Raw genomic sequence first — 12,687 nt, 5'->3', positions numbered from 1 at the left:
GGAATGCATCATTCAGACGGAGCAGCGGGACGACCTGGATATCCTGCACCTGGACGGCGCGCTGGATGCCTATTCCTTCCCGAGGCTGGAGACCGCCTTGAGCAAGCTCCGCGAACAGCACCGGAACCGGGTCGTCCTCGATTGCGGCGGTCTGGACTACATCAGCAGCGCGGCGCTGGGCACCCTCATCGGGTTCGCCCGCCGCGCGCGCGAGGGCAACGGCGACCTCAAGCTCGTGGCCCTTTCAAAAAAAATCTACACGATCGTCGAACTGCTGGGCTTCCACAAAATCCTCGAGATCTACACCAACGTGGACGAGGCCGCCCGGAAGTTCGCGGGCTGAAGGGAACACCATGACGGCGGAAGGAAAAAAAGAATCGGCCATCCGGGGTTACGTGACCCTGCACGTCCCGTGCCGCTACAGCTACCTGCGGGTGATCCGCCAGGCCGTGCTCGACCTCTGCGCGCGCGCGGGGATGACGGAGTTCCGCTCCGCGCAACTGGAAATGGCCGTGGACGAGTCCTGCTCCAACATCATCGAGCACGGCTACTCGGGCGAGTCGGACGCCGACCTCGAGCCCCGGCACCCCGGGCTGCGGCTGAACCTGATCCAGTACATCGACCGCGTCGTGGTCGAAATCCTCGACCGCGGCAAGGCCTTCGATTTCAACGAGCGCAAGGTCGTCGATCCCGACCAGTACCTCGAGGACGAGCGCGAGCGCGGCCTGGGGATCTACATCATCAAGCGTTTCGTGGACGAGGCGGAGTATGAGCCCGGGACCGAAGCCGGCAATTGCATGCGCTTGACCAAGCGCATCCGGTAGGTCCCCGCCGCGACCCGCGAGGGCGCGCGAACGAAGCCCCGGGGAAATCGGGGCGCGGAGGTTTCCTGATGAAAAAGCACCCGGCAGAACCGGCCCCCGCGGCCGGGGAGAAGCCCGCGCCCGGCGCGGCGGAGCCCGCCCCCGGCGAGGAGGAGGTCGTCTCGCGCGAGATCGAGACGCTCAAGGACCAGATGCTCCGGCTCCAGGCGGATTTCGACAACTACCGCAAGCGCTCCGCCCGCGAGCGGCAGGAGCAGGCCGCGCGTGCCGCGGAGGACCTGCTGCGCGACCTCCTGCCCGTCGCCGATCACTTCGAGATGGGCCTGAAGACCGCACGCGAGCACGGCGCCGATCCCTCGGTCGTGGACGGGTTCCAGCTGGTCTGCGACCAGCTGCAGGCCGTGATGCGGAAAGCCGGGCTGGAGCCGATCGCCGCCGACGGCCAGCCCTTCAACCCGGAGGTGCACGAGGCCGTCAGCCACCTGCCCTCGGAAACCGTCCCCGCGGACCGGGTCATCGAGCAGACCCGCGCGGGCTATCGCCTGGGCGGAAAGCTGCTGCGCGCGGCGCAGGTGGTCGTCAGCCGCGGCCCGGAAGCCGGGGCGGAATAGATGCCCCCGGCCAAACGAGATTACTACGAGGTCCTCGGCGTCGCCCGCGGCGCCTCGGCCGACGAGATCAAGAAGGCCTACCGCAAGCTGGCCGTCCAGTTCCATCCCGACAAGAACCCCGGCAACGTCGAGGCGGAGGAGCAGTTCAAGGAGATCTCCGAGGCCTACGAAATCCTCTCCGATCCCGAGAAGCGCCCGCGCTACGACCAGTTCGGGCACCGCGCGTTCGGGCCGGGCGCGGGCGGCGGGTTCGGCTTCGGCGGCATCGATCTCGAGGAGGCCCTGCGCACGTTCATGGGCGCGTTCGGCGGCGGCGGGAGCATCTTCGATAATTTCTTCGGCGGCGGGCGGGGCCGCGCGGAGGCCGGCGGCGCCGAGCGCGGCAACGACCTCCGCTTCGACCTCGAAATCGATTTCGAGGAGGCGGTGCTGGGCTCCGAGCGCGAACTGACCCTGCCCATCCTGCAGGAGTGCGGCGCCTGCAAGGGCACCGGCGCGGCGCCCGGGAGCAAGCGGGAGACCTGCCGCCGATGCAACGGGATGGGCGTCACCGTCGCGTCCAACGGGTTCTTCCAGATCCGGCAGACCTGCCCGGCGTGCGGCGGGACCGGCGAGACCGTCTCGCAACCCTGCCGCGAATGCCGCGGCGAGGGCCGCGTGAAGGGCCGCTCGGCGCTCTCGCTCAAGATCCCCGCGGGCGTCGAGACCGGCTCCCGCCTGCGGCTGGCCGGAAAGGGCGAGGGCGGGGTCCGCGGCGGCGCGCCGGGCGACCTCTACGTCGTGCTCCACGTCAAGCCGCACGAGCTGTTCCAGCGCCGCGACGAGGATATCTTCGTCGAGTGGCCCATCCCGTACGATGTCGCTGCGCTCGGCGGCGAGGTCGAGGTGCCCACCCTGCACGGCTATGTCCCCCTGAAGATCCCGGCCGGCACCCAGAGCGGGACGCTGTTCCGTCTCAAGGGCAAGGGCGTGACGGGCGGGCACCTGCTGCGCGGCGGCGACCAGCACGTCCGCGTCGTCATCGAGCCGCCGGCCCGGCTCTCCGGCAAGCAGAAGGACCTGCTTCGCCAGCTCGCGGAATCGTTCGAGGGCGAAAATCATCCGCAGACGGCCCGCCTGCGCAAGCTGGCGGAGATTTTCTACGAGCGCAAGCGAATCCTCGAGAAATGATGTTCGACGGAAGGAACCGTGGATGGCGCGGATTCCACGGATGAAAGACAGATGAGCGAACCCGGCAAAACACACGCGCGCGCGTACATTCCCGGCGCGGCGTGGGAGAGCGGGGAAGTGGACGTCTCCGGGGACGAGGGGCATCACCTGGCCCGCGTGCTTCGGGTTCACGCCGGAGCCCGGGTGGAGATGTTCAACGGCCGGGGCGGGGAGGGCCTTGCCGAGGTCCTGGAAGTCCGTAAGGATCAGGTCCGCCTCCGTGTCCTGTCCCGCGTGCAGAAGCCCGAGCCGCGGCCGGCCGTCACGCTGGCCCTGGCGGTCCTGCGCGAGGGTCCCATGGACTGGATCATGCAGAAGGCCGTCGAGCTGGGCGCTTCCACTATCGCGCCGGTCTGGACCGAGCGGGGCGTGGTCCGTCCGTCGGGAAAGGAAAATCGCTGCCGCCGCTGGGAGGCCATCGTCCTCAACGCCGCGCGGCAGTGCCGCGCGGCCTGGCTGCCGGCGGTTGAGGCGCCCGTCGGGCTGCCGGCGTTCCTGGCCCGCCCGCGCGAGGGGCTGTTCCTGGTCGGCGCGCTGGAGCCGGGCGCCGTCCCGCTGCGCCGGACCCTGGCCGCGGAGCCCTCGCCGGAGCGCGTGACGGTGCTCGTCGGTCCCGAGGGCGATTTTACGCCCGGGGAGCTGGCCGCGGCCCGCCGGGCCGGCGCCGTCCCTGTGACGCTGGGCGAACGGACCCTTCGCGCCGAAACCGCGGCGCTGTTCATGTTGAGCGCCCTGTGCTGCCGGTGGGGCTGATTACGCTTGACCGCGGCGCCGCCGTGCCCAGAATCACGGACATGAGCGCCCATCAAGTCGTGATGCTGGTCTTTACCGTGCTTGGCGGGCTGGCCCTGTTCATCTACGGGATGAACGTGATGACCGACGGCCTGCGCGGCGTGGCCGGCGGGCGCCTCCGGAAGATCCTGGCGGGCGCGGGGCATCACCGGTGGAACGGCCTGTTCCTGGGCATCGTGCTGGGCACCACCATCCAGACCAGCGCCGCGACCGTGATGATGGTGGGGCTGATCAACGCCGGGCTCATGACGCTGCTGGAGTCCATCCCGCCCATGCTCGGCGCGAACATCGGCACGACCCTGGCGATGCACCTGATTTCGTTCCGGCTCGGCGACTACTGCTTCGCCGGCATCGCCCTGGGCCTGCTGATGGCCGTCGCCGGATCGAACACCCGCGTGCGGCCGGCCGGCCAGGCGCTCCTGGGCTTCGGCCTGCTGTTCCTGGGCATGAACGTCATGAGCGGCGCGGTGAAACCCTACCGCGAGATGTTCGCGCCGTTCCTGGCGGGCATGGACGGCGCGACCTGGAAGGGCCTGCTCACGGGCGTCGGGATCGCGACCGCCGTGACGGCCGTCATCCAGAGCAGCGGCGGGACCATCGCCATGGTCTTCGCCATGATCTCGGCCGGGATCATCACGCGGCTGGAACAGGCCTACCCGATCATCGTCGGCGCCAACATCGGCACCTGCATGACCGCGCTGCTGGGCAGCATCGGCACCGGCGTCGAGGCCCGGCGCTCGGCGATCTCGCACCTGGCGTTTAATATCTTCAGCGGGTTCTTCGGCGTGCTGACGGCCTCCTGGTTCTACCGCTACATCCCGCTCACCTCCGGCGATCTCATCCACCAGGCGGCCAACGCCAACACGATCAAGATGGTCATCAGCGTGGCGCTGATCTTTCCTTTCATTTCCCTCCACTCCCGTCTGGTGTGCCGGCTCGTGCCGGCGCGCGAGCCCCTGCCGGAACCCAGCCACCTGGACGTGGACCTGCTTCCGCGCCCCGAGGACGCGCTCGCCGCCGTCCTCCGGGAACTGCGCCGCGTGGCCGTGCTCTGCCAGGGCAGCTTCCGGGACGTCGCGGAAATGATCGTCCGGGACGATCGACGGGGCCTGGGCCGCGTGGCGCGGAACGAGCAGGCGGTGGACGAAATCAAGCTGGCCGTTCGCGACTACCTGCGGGCCGTGACGGGCCGTTCGCTGTCCCGGCGCCAGGCGATCCTCGTGCAGTACCTCAACCGCGCCATGGTGCACCTGGAACGGATTCACGACCATATCGAGTTGATCGGCGTTCTGTCCGGCCAGCGGCACGCGATCCGCGAGGCGCGATTCGACCGGCAGGGATTGGACTGGCTCTACGAGGCTTATGATACCTCGGCGCGCACCTTGAACCGGCTGGTCGAGTCCTTGGACGCGTCCCGCGCGGAGTTCAAAACCGGAGGCGAGGCCATCCTGGCCGCGCGCGACGAGCACGTCCGGCGCAGCCATCGGGTGCTGGCGGACTTTACCGCGCGGGTGGCCGCCCACGAATACCCGCCGATATGCGGCGTCTATTTCATCGACTACATCAGCGCCCTGGATCGCATTGTCCGGCACTGCAAAGTCATCGCCTTCGACGAAATCCAACAGGATTTCCGCCTGAAGCCCTCAAAGTTCGGCCGCACGGCAAGCCTCTCGTCCGGGTTCAAGACGCCCGATCTCGTGGACCAGGAGACGTATCTGGCCTGGGTCCGCCGCGAGCGCTTCGGCCAGGTTCCCCCGCCCGCGGATCAGGTCGCCCCGGCGCCCGCCGCCCCCCGAACCCCGAACCCCGAACACTGAACACCTCCCCATGCGCATCACCGGCGGAATTTTAAAGGGACGCCTCCTGAAGGTCCCGTCCGGCCCGCTGCGGCCGACGCAAGACAAGGTCCGCGCCGCGTTGTTTTCCATGCTGGGCGCCTCGGTGGCGGGTGCGCGGGTGCTGGATCTCTTTGCCGGTTCGGGCGCGTTGGGCCTGGAAGCCTGGAGCCGCGGCGCGGCGTTCGTGTGCTGGGTGGATTTCGACCCGGGGGTGCTGCGGGTCCTGCGGGCCAACGTGGAAGCCCTCTGCGCGCCGGACGGCGGCGCCGTCGAAATCCGCCGCGCCGACGTCCTGCGGTTCCTGGCCGCGGGCGCGGGCGGTCCGCCCTTCGATCTGGTCCTGGCCGATCCGCCCTACGACCGGGAGGGCGGGCGGCAGTGGCTGGAAAAGACCTTGCTCGCCCTGCAGGCCGGACCTATTCTCGCCCCCGAAGGGTTGCTGGCCTTCGAGCAGGGCGCTGGGCAGGCGATACCTGAACATCCGGGCTGGAACCTGCTCCGCGACCGGACCTATGGAGAAACCCGGCTGCTTTTGTACCGTCGCGCGGCCGGAGAGACCGGGGAGATGAGCACATGAACCGAGCGGCCATATACGCGGGGACGTTTGACCCGATCACGCTGGGGCACCTGGACGTGATCGAGCGCGCGGCGCGCATCTTCAACCGCCTGATCATCGCCGTCGCGGGCAGCACGCGCAAGGAGACGCTATTCACCGTGGAAGAGCGGCGTGCCCTCGTGGCCGAGGTGGTGAAGCCGTTCCCGAACGTGGAGGTGGATACCTTCGACGGACTGCTGGTCCAGTACGCGCGGAAGAAGGGGGTCCGGGTGCTCGTGCGGGGACTGCGCGCGTTCTCGGACTTCGAGTTCGAATTCCAGATGGCCCTGACCAACCGGAAGATGGCCCCGGACATAGAGACCCTGTTCCTGATGCCCAAGGAGGACTTCAGCTACGTCAGTTCCAGCACCGTGCGCGAGGTGGCGCAGTACGGCGGCGACACGAGCGATTTTGTGGCCGAGCCCGTCCGGAAGGCGCTGGACGCGAAGTTGAAAAAGCCCTGAACGCGGCCCTCCTGCCCATGCAGATCGCCCTTTCCAAAGTACCCGTGGACGGCGGCTTGTACGAGGAGGACGTCCCGGCGGCCGTCCTGGAACTGGCCGGGGACGCCCAGATCCGCCCGGAAGGCCCGATTTCCTGCCGTTTCACCGTGCAGAAGGTGTCGGGCGAGTTGGTGGTCAGCGGCCGCCTTTCCATGCCGGTGACCCTGCAATGCGGGCGGTGCGGCTGTTTTTTCTCGACAACCGTGGCCGATTCGTCTTTCCTACGCGCCTACGACGCGCCGGAAGGCACGGAGACCGTGGATTTGACACCGGATATCCGGGAGGATATCCTGCTCAATCTTCCGGCCTATCCCCTGTGTTCTCCGGAATGCAAGGGCTTGTGCACGCAGTGCGGCCATAACCTCAACGAGGGGCCGTGCGGGTGTAAGCCGCCGGCCGTCGGACCGGATAAGTGGAGTGCCCTGGACGGATTGAAAGGGTTGTAGCCACCAGTTTCACTGGAGGGGTTTGAAATGGGCGTACCGAAAAGAAAAACGTCGAAGAGCAAGCGGCGCATGCGCCAGCGCTCGCACAAGAAGGCCATCGTGACCGCGCAGGTCTGCCCGAAGTGCGGTGCGCCGCAGATGTCCCACCGGGTCTGCCCCGCGTGCGGAACCTATCGGGGCCGCCAGGTCCTGATCATTACAGCGGACGAATAGCCATGCGCGTGGCCGTGGATGCCATGGGCGGGGATTTCGCGCCCGGGGCGATCGTGGCGGGCGCGCTGGACGCGGCACGAACGCTGCCGGGTCTGACGGCGCTGATCCTCGTCGGCGACGAGGCCGCCATCCGCCGCGAACTCGACGGCAAGGGGCCGGTCCCTCCCGTCATCCAGGTCCGCCATGCCTCCCAGGTGGTCGGCATGGAGGAAAGCCCCGCCACCGCCATCCGCCGCAAGAAGGATTCCTCCATCAACCGCGCCGTGGACATGGTCAAGCACGGCGAGGCGGACGCGGTTTTTTCCGCCGGCAATACCGGCGCGGCCGTCGCCTCCACGACGCTCAAGCTCCGGACCCTGGAGGGGGTCGAGCGGCCGGCCATCGCCACCGTGATCCCGACGCCCGTCAAGCCCTTCGTCATGATCGACTCGGGCGCCAACACGGACTGCAATCCGAACATGTTCGCCCAGTTCGCCGTCATGGGCGCGGTGTATTCGCGGGAAATTCTGGGCTGCGCGAACCCGACGGTGGGCCTGTTGAGCATCGGGGGCGAGGACAGCAAGGGCAACGAGGCCACCAAGGAGGCCTTTAAAATCCTGGAGAAATCCTCCCTGGCGTTCCACGGCAACGTCGAGAGTTCGGATATCTACAACGGGGTCGTGGACGTCGTGGTCTGCGACGGGTTCGTCGGCAACGTGGTGCTCAAGACCAGCGAAAGCGTGGCCCGCACGATCTCGCGCTGGATTCGCGAGGAGTGCTCGAAAAACCCGCTGCGCATGATCGGCGCGCTCCTGGCCCGGGGGGCCTTCGGCTCGATCCGCAAGCGCTCCGATCCCGCCACCTACGGCGGCGCGCCGCTCCTCGGGGTGGGGGGCACCTGCCTGATCGGCCACGGTTCTTCCTCGCCGCGGGCCGTCTGCAACGGCATCCGCGTGGCCACGGAGTCGGTCAGCCACCATATCAACCAGATGATCGTAGATGGTATTCGCAACCTGGATAAACTGCCGTGACGAAAACAGAACGAATGCACCCCGCCGTCGTGGGACGCACCGTGTCCATCGTGGGCATCGGTTCCTACCTGCCGGAGCGCATCCTGACCAACGCGGACCTGGAGAAGATGGTCAACACGTCGGACGAGTGGATCACCACGCGGACGGGCATCAAGGAGCGGCATATCGCCGCTCCCGACCAGGCCTCCTCCGACCTCGGCGCCGAGGCCGCGCGCCGTGCACTGGCCGACGCCGGGGTGTCGCCCGAATCGGTGGATATGATCGTGGTGGCGACCATTACGCCGGACATGGGATTTCCCAACACCGCCTGCTTCGTGCAGGCCAAGATCGGCGCGAAGAAGGCCTTCTGCTTCGACGTGGAGGCGGCCTGCTCGGGGTTCCTGTACGCCCTGGAGATCGGCCGGCAGTTCGTCAGCACCGGCACGATGGAAACCGTGCTGGTGATCGCCGCGGAAAAAATCAGCTCGATCCTCGACTGGCAGGACCGGACCACGTGCGTGCTGTTCGGCGATGCGGCCGGCGCGGTCGTGCTCCAGGCCCGGGGTGCGGCGCGGGGCGTCATGGCCTCGACGCTGGGCTCGGACGGTACGCTGGCCGAGCTGCTCATGCTGCCCGGCGGCGGCAGCCGGCACCCGGCCACCGAGGAGACCGTCCGGCAACGCCTGCATTACATGAAAATGGCCGGCCGCGAGGTGTTCAAGCACGCCGTGACCAACATGGTCCGGGCCGCCAAGGATGCCCTGCACCGGAGCGGCCTCGGCATCGAGGATGTCCGGTGGATCATTCCCCACCAGGCCAACCTGCGTATCATCGAAGCCATCGGCGAGCGGCTCGGCGTGACGAACGAGAAACTGGTCGTCAACCTCGACCGCTACGGCAACACCTCGGCGGCGACGATCGTCGTGGCCCTCGACGAACTCGCCCGCGAGGGCAAGCTCCAGAAACACGACAAGATCCTGATGGTCGCCTTCGGCGGCGGCTTCACCTGGGGCGCCTCGGTCGTCGAGTGGGACAAGGGATGAGGGCTCGGGGGAAGTGAATAGTGAATGGCGAATAGTGAATCGTTGTGCCCCCCCCTGAACCCTGATCTGAGACACAGGACATGAAATTCATGCGCAATCTATTTGAATTCAACGTCCAGCGCCCAACGTCCAACATTCAACTTCCAAGGATTGGAACCTCTCCTGTTGGACGTTGGAAGTTGGATGTTGGTTGTTGGACGTTGAGGTCTCATTCCTGTTTCCATCCGGCCCCTTGGGCCGGCGGCCCGACTGAACACCGAACACCCCCATGAACTCCACCGCCCTTTTATTCCCCGGACAAGGTGCCCAGGCCGTCGGCATGGGCAAGGATCTGGCCGAGTCTTTTCCCGAATGCCGGGCCGTCTTTGACACAGCCAACCAGGTGCTCGGCTTCGACCTCGCGAAGCTGTGCTTCGAGGGGCCGATCGAGACCCTGACGCTGTCCTCGAATGCCCAGCCGGCGATCTTCACCGTCAGCGCGGCCGGCTGGACCGCGCTGCGGGCGCAGAGCCCGGGAGCCGCCTTCGCGGCCTGCGCGGGCTTGAGCTCCGGCGAGTGGGCGGCGCTCTGCTTCGCGGGGGCGATTTCCCTCGAGGATACGCTGCGCGTGCTCCAGGCGCGCGGGCGGTTCATGCAGGAAGCTTGCGAGGAGCAGCCGGGCGGCATGGTCAGCATCATCGGGGCCGCGCCGGACCGGATCGAGGCCCTGTGCGCCGCGACGGGCGTCGAGGCCGCGAATTTCAATTCCGCCGAGCAGACCGTCTTGAGCGGCCCGAAGGACCGCGTCGCCGATGCCGAGAAGCGGGCGGCCGAATTTGGCGCCCGCAAGGCCATCCGGCTCAACGTCGCCGGGGCTTTCCATTCGTCCCTGATGGCCTCTGCGGCCCGTAAATTGGAGGCCTTTCTGGGCGGGATCGCCTTCCAAGCGCCGACGATTCCCGTTTTTTCCAACGTCACCGGCCAGCCGCACGGCGGCCCGGACGAGATCCGCCGGTTGATGGTGAAGCAGGTAACCTCTTCCGTCCGTTGGGTTTCCTGCGTCGAGGGGCTGCGGGATCTGGGGGTCCGGGCCTACGCGGAATGCGGGCCGGGAAAAGTGCTGACCGGGCTGGTCAAACGGATTGACAAGGAAGCCGCTCTCCATAACATTCATGACCGCCCCAGCCTGGAGGGGGTCTTGAATTCCGGGCTTTTTGCGTAGGAGCGTTATCATGGGCCAACTGGACGGAAAGATCGCGCTGGTCACGGGCGCGGCGCGCGGGATCGGGCAGGCCATTGCCCTCAAGCTGGCTTCCGAGGGCGCGGACCTCGCCTTGTGCGACGTGCAGGCCGACTGGCTGGCGGAAACCGCCGGCAAGGTTGCCGCGCTCGGCCGCCGCGCGGAATGCATCGCCGTGGACGTCTCCAAGCCCGCCGAGGTCCAGGCCGCGGTCGAGCAGGCCGAAAAGGCCTTCGGCCGCATCGACATCCTCGTCAACAACGCCGGGATTACCCGCGACACCTTCCTCGTGCGGATGAGCGAGGAGGACTGGGACCAGGTCCTGGACATCAATCTCAAGGGCGCCTTCCTGTTCACCAAGGCGGCGGCGCGGGGGATGATGAAGCAGCGCCGCGGCGCGATCGTGAACGTGGCCTCCATCATTGGCTTGATCGGCAACGCGGGGCAGTGTAACTATTCGGCATCCAAGGCCGGGTTGATCGCCCTGACCAAGTCGGTGGCCCGGGAGCTGGCCTCCCGGGGCGTCCGGGCGAACGCCGTGGCCCCGGGCTTCATCCAGACCCGGATGACGGACCAGCTCACGGACGAGCTGAAGAAGAAGATGTTGGACGCCATTCCGCTGGGCCGCTTCGGGCAGCCGGAGGATGTGGCCAACGTAGTGATGTACCTGGCCAGTGACGCGGCGTCGTATGTGACAGGCCAGGTTCTCACGGTGTGTGGTGGCATGGTGATGTAAGCAGCACAGAGGAAACAGGAGAAGATACCCATGGCGCTTGAAGACAAAGTCAAAGAGATCATCGTGGAGCAACTCGGCGTCAATCCCGAGCAGGTCACGCCGGAAGCGTCCTTCATCGAGGACCTCGGCGCGGACTCGCTGGACACGGTGGAGCTGGTGATGGCGTTCGAAGAGGAGTTCGGGGCCGAGATTCCGGACGAGGACGCCGAGAAGCTGACCACGGTCGGCGCGGTGATCAACTATCTGAAGGAAAAAGGCTTCGGCGGAGCCTGATTCCGGTTGGTTCTTCAGGCCGGGGTTCGCTTCTCGAGGGCGCGCCTCGGCCTGTTTTACAAAAAGCACTCGGCCGGCCGGTCGCGGGGGCCTCCCGCGGGCGGTCCGGCGGCGTTGAACGCGGGGGGCGAACATGGCGGCCAGAAGAGTCGTGGTGACGGGCATGGGGGTGGTATCCCCGCTGGGATGCGACCTGCAGAAATTCTGGGAACGTCTGCTGGCCGGCCACTCGGGCATCCGGCGGATCCAGGCGTTCGATCCGACGGCCTACACCTCGCAGATCGCGGGCGAGGTGATCGAATTCGACCCCCATCCCTTCGTTTCGCGCAAGGACCAGCGCCACATGGATCCCTTCTGCCTGTACGGGGTGGCGGCCGCCAAGATGGCCGTCGCCGACGCCGGCCTGCAGATGGACCGGGTGGACGGCGAGCGCGCGGGCGTGATCATCGGCAGCGGCATCGGCGGCCTCCAGGTGTGCTTCGAGCAGAGCAAGGTGGTCGTGACGCGCGGGCCGTCCCGGTTCTCGCCGTTCATGATTCCCCAGATGATCACGAACATCTTGAGCGGCCTGGTCGCCATCGAGTTCGGGATGAAAGGCCCCAACTTCTGCGTCGTCTCCGCCTGCGCGTCGGCGACGCATTCCATGGGCGAATCGCTGCGGATCATCCAGCACGGCGAGGCGGACCTCGTCCTGTCCGGCGGCGCCGAGGGCTCGATCAACGAGCTGGCCGTCGGCGGCTTCTGCGCCATGCGCGCCTTGAGCACCCGCAACGACGATCCCGCCCACGCCAGCCGCCCGTTCGACAAAGACCGCGACGGGTTTGTGATCGGCGAGGGGGCCGGGGTGCTGGTCCTGGAGGAGCTCGAGCACGCGCGGAAGCGGGGCGCGAAGATCTACTGCGAACTGGCCGGCTATGGCCGGACCTGCGACGCCTACCACATCACCGCCCCGGACGAGGCGGGCCAGGGCGCCGCCCGCGGGATGCGGCTGGCGGTCGAGGACGCGGGGCTGACGCCCGCCGACATCGACTACATCAACGCCCACGGCACCAGCACGCCGCTCAACGACAAGTGCGAGACGCTGGCCATCAAGGCCGCCCTCGGCGAGGAGCGGGCCCGGAAGGTCATGATCAGCTCCACCAAGTCCATGACGGGCCACCTGCTCGGCGCGGCCGGCGCGGTCGAGTCCATCGCCTGCGCGCTGGCCCTGAAGAACGGCAGGATCCCGCCGACGATCAATTACACGACGCCCGACCCGGACTGCGACCTGGACTATGTACCCAACCAGGCCCGGGAAGCGAAGGTCCGCGCCTGCCTGAATAATTCGCTCGGCTTCGGCGGCCACAACGCCACCCTGTGCTTCAAGGCCGTGGAGTAGGCGCGGGCCGGGCCGGGG

16 protein-coding genes are annotated in these 12,687 nt (G+C 67.5%); all 16 read left to right on the top strand.

The genetic code is table 11. The annotated features are described in order from the left end of the window. A partial coding sequence (locus tag KA248_13755) for an STAS domain-containing protein (protein MBP7830972.1) occupies nt 1–343 on the top strand: 343 nt, incomplete at its 5' end. 10 nt (nt 344–353) lie between these two features. Beyond that, nucleotides 354–824 carry an ATP-binding protein gene (locus KA248_13750; protein ID MBP7830971.1) on the top strand — a complete coding sequence of 157 codons (471 nt, stop codon included), beginning with the start codon at nt 354–356 and terminating at the stop codon, nt 822–824. A 68-nt stretch (nt 825–892) separates the two neighbouring features. Continuing rightward, entirely contained in the window at nt 893–1,435 is a 543-nt protein-coding gene (locus KA248_13745; GenBank protein ID MBP7830970.1) for a nucleotide exchange factor GrpE, read from the top strand. Then, nucleotides 1,436–2,605 (top strand): molecular chaperone DnaJ, encoded by a 1,170-nt coding sequence (gene dnaJ, locus KA248_13740; protein ID MBP7830969.1) that lies wholly within the window; start codon nt 1,436–1,438, stop codon nt 2,603–2,605. Nucleotides 2,606–2,656: 51 nt separating this feature from the next. After that, nucleotides 2,657–3,397 (top strand): 16S rRNA (uracil(1498)-N(3))-methyltransferase, encoded by a 741-nt coding sequence (locus KA248_13735; protein MBP7830968.1) that lies wholly within the window; start codon nt 2,657–2,659, stop codon nt 3,395–3,397. A 41-nt stretch (nt 3,398–3,438) separates the two neighbouring features. Beyond that, nucleotides 3,439–5,253: a Na/Pi cotransporter family protein gene (locus KA248_13730; GenBank protein ID MBP7830967.1), complete on the top strand. Its 1,815-nt coding sequence runs from the start codon at nt 3,439–3,441 to the stop codon at nt 5,251–5,253. Between the two features lie 10 nt (nt 5,254–5,263). Beyond that, nucleotides 5,264–5,851 (top strand): 16S rRNA (guanine(966)-N(2))-methyltransferase RsmD, encoded by a 588-nt coding sequence (gene rsmD, locus KA248_13725; GenBank protein ID MBP7830966.1) that lies wholly within the window; start codon nt 5,264–5,266, stop codon nt 5,849–5,851. Next, nucleotides 5,848–6,333: a pantetheine-phosphate adenylyltransferase gene (gene coaD, locus KA248_13720; GenBank protein ID MBP7830965.1), complete on the top strand. Its 486-nt coding sequence runs from the start codon at nt 5,848–5,850 to the stop codon at nt 6,331–6,333. Before rsmD ends, coaD begins: the two co-directional genes overlap by 4 nt. Nucleotides 6,334–6,350: 17 nt before the next feature. Next, nucleotides 6,351–6,818 (top strand): DUF177 domain-containing protein, encoded by a 468-nt coding sequence (locus KA248_13715; protein MBP7830964.1) that lies wholly within the window; start codon nt 6,351–6,353, stop codon nt 6,816–6,818. Between the two features lie 27 nt (nt 6,819–6,845). After that, entirely contained in the window at nt 6,846–7,031 is a 186-nt protein-coding gene (rpmF, locus tag KA248_13710) for a 50S ribosomal protein L32 (GenBank protein MBP7830963.1), read from the top strand. Nucleotides 7,032–7,033: 2 nt separating this feature from the next. Then, on the top strand, nt 7,034–8,041 hold the full coding sequence (gene plsX, locus KA248_13705) for a phosphate acyltransferase PlsX (GenBank protein ID MBP7830962.1): 1,008 nt from the start codon (nt 7,034–7,036) through the stop codon (nt 8,039–8,041). Nucleotides 8,042–8,055: 14 nt separating this feature from the next. Continuing rightward, a complete protein-coding gene (locus KA248_13700) occupies nt 8,056–9,063 on the top strand; it encodes a ketoacyl-ACP synthase III (GenBank protein MBP7830961.1) in 1,008 nt (335 codons plus the stop codon). Nucleotides 9,064–9,331: 268 nt separating this feature from the next. Further along, nucleotides 9,332–10,264: an ACP S-malonyltransferase gene (gene fabD / locus KA248_13695; GenBank protein MBP7830960.1), complete on the top strand. Its 933-nt coding sequence runs from the start codon at nt 9,332–9,334 to the stop codon at nt 10,262–10,264. Nucleotides 10,265–10,274: 10 nt separating this feature from the next. After that, entirely contained in the window at nt 10,275–11,018 is a 744-nt protein-coding gene (gene fabG / locus KA248_13690) for a 3-oxoacyl-[acyl-carrier-protein] reductase (GenBank protein ID MBP7830959.1), read from the top strand. Nucleotides 11,019–11,048: 30 nt separating this feature from the next. Continuing rightward, nucleotides 11,049–11,291, top strand: coding sequence for an acyl carrier protein (gene acpP, locus KA248_13685; GenBank protein ID MBP7830958.1), 243 nt, complete (start codon nt 11,049–11,051; stop codon nt 11,289–11,291). A gap of 133 nt (nt 11,292–11,424) precedes the next feature. Next, entirely contained in the window at nt 11,425–12,669 is a 1,245-nt protein-coding gene (fabF, locus tag KA248_13680) for a beta-ketoacyl-ACP synthase II (GenBank protein ID MBP7830957.1), read from the top strand. The last annotated feature ends 18 nt before the right edge of the window (nt 12,670–12,687 follow it).

This window comes from Kiritimatiellia bacterium, from assembly GCA_018001225.1.
Classification (GTDB): domain Bacteria; phylum Verrucomicrobiota; class Kiritimatiellia; order CAIQIC01; family JAGNIJ01; genus JAGNIJ01.
The sequence above is the reverse complement of the archived record's forward strand: the minus strand, read 5'-3'. Positions and strand labels throughout refer to the sequence as shown.